This is a genomic window from Enterobacter cloacae complex sp. GF14B, from assembly GCF_004136805.1.
GTDB lineage: Bacteria > Pseudomonadota > Gammaproteobacteria > Enterobacterales > Enterobacteriaceae > Enterobacter > Enterobacter hormaechei_C.
In genome coordinates this window covers 1-2,985 of the sequence record NZ_QFRV01000178.1, presented here as the reverse complement: position 1 = coordinate 2,985, position 2,985 = coordinate 1, and the positions used below count along the sequence as shown (strand labels likewise).

The 2,985-nt window shown below is 59.4% G+C and carries 3 protein-coding genes; 2 read left to right on the top strand and 1 reads right to left on the bottom strand.

Annotated features, from left to right (window positions below; translation table 11 throughout):
* Positions 1–312 (top strand): iron chelate uptake ABC transporter family permease subunit (locus DD606_RS24340; protein WP_139158355.1); only part of this gene is annotated, 312 nt, incomplete at its 5' end.
* A 94-nt stretch (positions 313–406) separates the two neighbouring features.
* Here DD606_RS24340 and hemL read toward each other — a convergent pair.
* Positions 407–1,687: a glutamate-1-semialdehyde 2,1-aminomutase gene (gene hemL / locus DD606_RS24335; protein WP_032608536.1), complete on the bottom strand. Its 1,281-nt coding sequence runs from the start codon at positions 1,685–1,687 to the stop codon at positions 407–409.
* A gap of 177 nt (positions 1,688–1,864) precedes the next feature.
* On the opposite strand from hemL, the gene clcA reads away from it, so the two are divergent.
* Positions 1,865–2,985, top strand: a 1,121-nt coding sequence (clcA, locus tag DD606_RS24330) for a H(+)/Cl(-) exchange transporter ClcA (RefSeq protein WP_129259352.1), incomplete at its 3' end; no start/stop codon positions are given.

Sequence of the window (2,985 nt, the reverse complement as noted above, 5' to 3'; positions counted from 1 at the left end):
GTTGGGCTGGCGCTGACGCCAACGCGTATCGCCCTGCTGCTGCTGGCCGCGTGCCTGACGGCGACGGCCACCATGACCATTGGCCCGCTCAGTTTTGTCGGATTAATGGCGCCGCATATCGCCCGTATGATGGGCTTCCGCAGGACTTTGCCACATATCGTGATCTCTGCGCTGACGGGCGGGGCGATCCTGGTCTTTGCTGACTGGTGCGGAAGGATGGTGCTGTTCCCGTATCAGATCCCGGCGGGCCTGCTGTCGACCTTTATCGGCGCGCCGTACTTTATATATCTGTTGAGAAAGCAGAGTCGGTAATAAAAGTAAACGGCAATCCTTAGATTGCCGTTTTAGTGTTTGCTCCCTCTCCCTTGAGGGAGAGGGCTGGGGTGAGGGCATCAAGCCGCACATTTTACAGCTTCGCAAACACCTTACGCGCTGCGTCGATGGTGTTATTGATATCTTCTTCGCTGTGCGCCACGGACATAAAGCCCGCTTCAAACGCTGACGGGGCCAGATACACGCCTTCTACCAGCATCAGGTGGAAGAAGCGTTTGAAGCGTTCCACGTCGCATTTCACCACGTCCTGATAGCAGGTCACGGTTTTCGCCTCGGTGAAGAAAATCCCGAACATCCCGCCGACGTGGTTTACCACCAGCGGAATACCCGCGTCTTCTGCGGCTTCCAGCAGACCGTTTGCCAGCTGCGTCGTCCGGTCCGTCAGGGTTTGGTGGATGCCCGGCTGCGCCACTTCGGTCAGACAGGCAAAGCCCGCCGCCATCGCAATCGGGTTACCGGAGAGCGTACCCGCCTGGTAAACCGGACCGGTTGGCGCCAGTGCGTCCATTACGTCCTTACGGCCGCCAAACGCGCCGACAGGCATGCCGCCGCCAATGATCTTGCCGAGGCAGGTCAGATCCGGCTCGACGCCGTAGTATGACTGCGCCCCCGCCAGTGCGACGCGGAAACCGGTCATCACTTCGTCGATGATCAGCAGCGCGCCGAACTCATCGCACAGTGCGCGCAGGCCCGGCAGGAAGTCAGGCTGCGGTGGGATACAGTTCATGTTGCCCGCCACCGGTTCGACGATAATGCAGGCGATCTCCTGCGGATACTGCTCGAACGCCGCGCGAACGGTGTCCAGATCGTTATAGGTGCAGGTGAGGGTGTGTTTTGCGAAGTCAGCCGGCACGCCCGGAGAGTTAGGCTGACCGAGCGTCAGCGCGCCGGAACCGGCTTTTACCAGCAGGCAGTCGGCGTGGCCATGGTAACAGCCTTCGAACTTGATAATCTTGTCACGGCCGGTAAAGCCGCGCGCCAGACGGATGGCGCTCATGGTCGCTTCCGTACCGGAGTTCACCATACGCACCATGTCCATCGTTGGCACCAGCTCGGTGACCAGCTCCGCCATTTTAACTTCCATCTCGGTTGGCGCGCCGAAGCTCAGGCCGCGCTGAGCGGCTTCAATCACCGCGTTGCGGATCGCCGGGTGGTTGTGGCCCAGTACCATCGGGCCCCAGGAGCCGACGTAATCGACATAGGCTTTACCATCCACATCATACAGATATGCGCCATCCGCACGTTCGATAAACAGCGGGGTGCCACCCACGCCGGTAAAGGCGCGCACCGGTGAGTTTACGCCGCCTGGGATAAGCTCGCGGGCTGCGCTGTAGAGGTTTTCAGACTTGCTCATGGCGTCGTTCCTGGTTCGTAGAAATAAGTTAAGGCAACTATTCTAAGTGATTCGGATGAGGTTATAAAATTTTTGCCCCGTAAAGGGCTTAACAATTGTTAAGTATTTTTCAGGGGACGAGGGGACTGTCTCTGGTAAAATCCCTGCGGCCATTTGTATGACGAAACAGAAAAGGTAATGAACGAGAACACTCCGTCTTTTGAACAACAGCAGTTTACGCGCGCGAAGCGCCGGGTCAGCATCCGGCGGCTGCTCAACCGTGACAAAACCCCGTTGGCCATTCTGCTGGCAGCTGCCGTTGTGGGCACGCTGGCCGGTCTCGTGGGCGTCGCGTTTGAAAAAGCCGTCAACGCGGTGCTCAACTGGCGCATAGGCACCGTCGCCAGCTTTGCGGATCGGGAATGGCTGGTCTGGGTGTGGGCCTTTGGCCTTTCGGCCCTGTTTGCCATGGTGGGCTATTTCCTGGTACGTAAATTCGCACCCGAAGCGGGCGGCTCGGGGATCCCGGAAATTGAGGGGGCGCTGGAGGAGCTACGCCCGGTTCGCTGGTGGCGGGTACTTCCTGTGAAATTTATCGGCGGGATGGGAACGCTCGGGGCGGGCATGGTGCTCGGTCGGGAAGGGCCAACGGTACAGCTGGGCGGTAACGTCGGGCGCATGGTCGGCGATCTGTTCCGTATGCGCAGCGCCGAAGCACGGCATACGTTGCTGGCGACGGGGGCGGCGGCGGGGCTGTCTGCGGCGTTTAACGCGCCGCTGGCGGGTATCCTGTTTATCATTGAAGAGATGCGCGCCCAGTTCCGCTACAACCTGATCTCCATTAAAGCGGTGTTTACCGGCGTGATTATGTCGAGCATTGTCTTTCGCGTCTTTAATGGCGAAGGGGCGGTGATTGAAGTTGGCAAGCTGACCAATGCGCCGGTCAATACTTTGTGGCTGTATCTGGTTCTTGGGATGATTTTTGGCGTCGTTGGCCCGCTTTTTAACACCCTGATTTTACGGGCTCAGGATATGTTTCAGCGCATCCATGGCGGAAATACCACGAAATGGGTGCTGGTGGGGGGCCTGCTTGGCGGCGTGTGCGGGATCCTCGGCTTCATCGAACCGAACGCGGCGGGCGGCGGTTTCGGCCTGATTCCCATTGCCGCGGCGGGGAATTTCAGCGTGGGGCTGCTGCTGTTTATGTTTATCTCGCGGGTTATCACGACCGTGCTGTGCTTCTCCTCCGGCGCACCGGGCGGCATATTTGCCCCGATGCTGGCGCTGGGAACGCTGCTGGGCACGGCGTTTGGCATGGC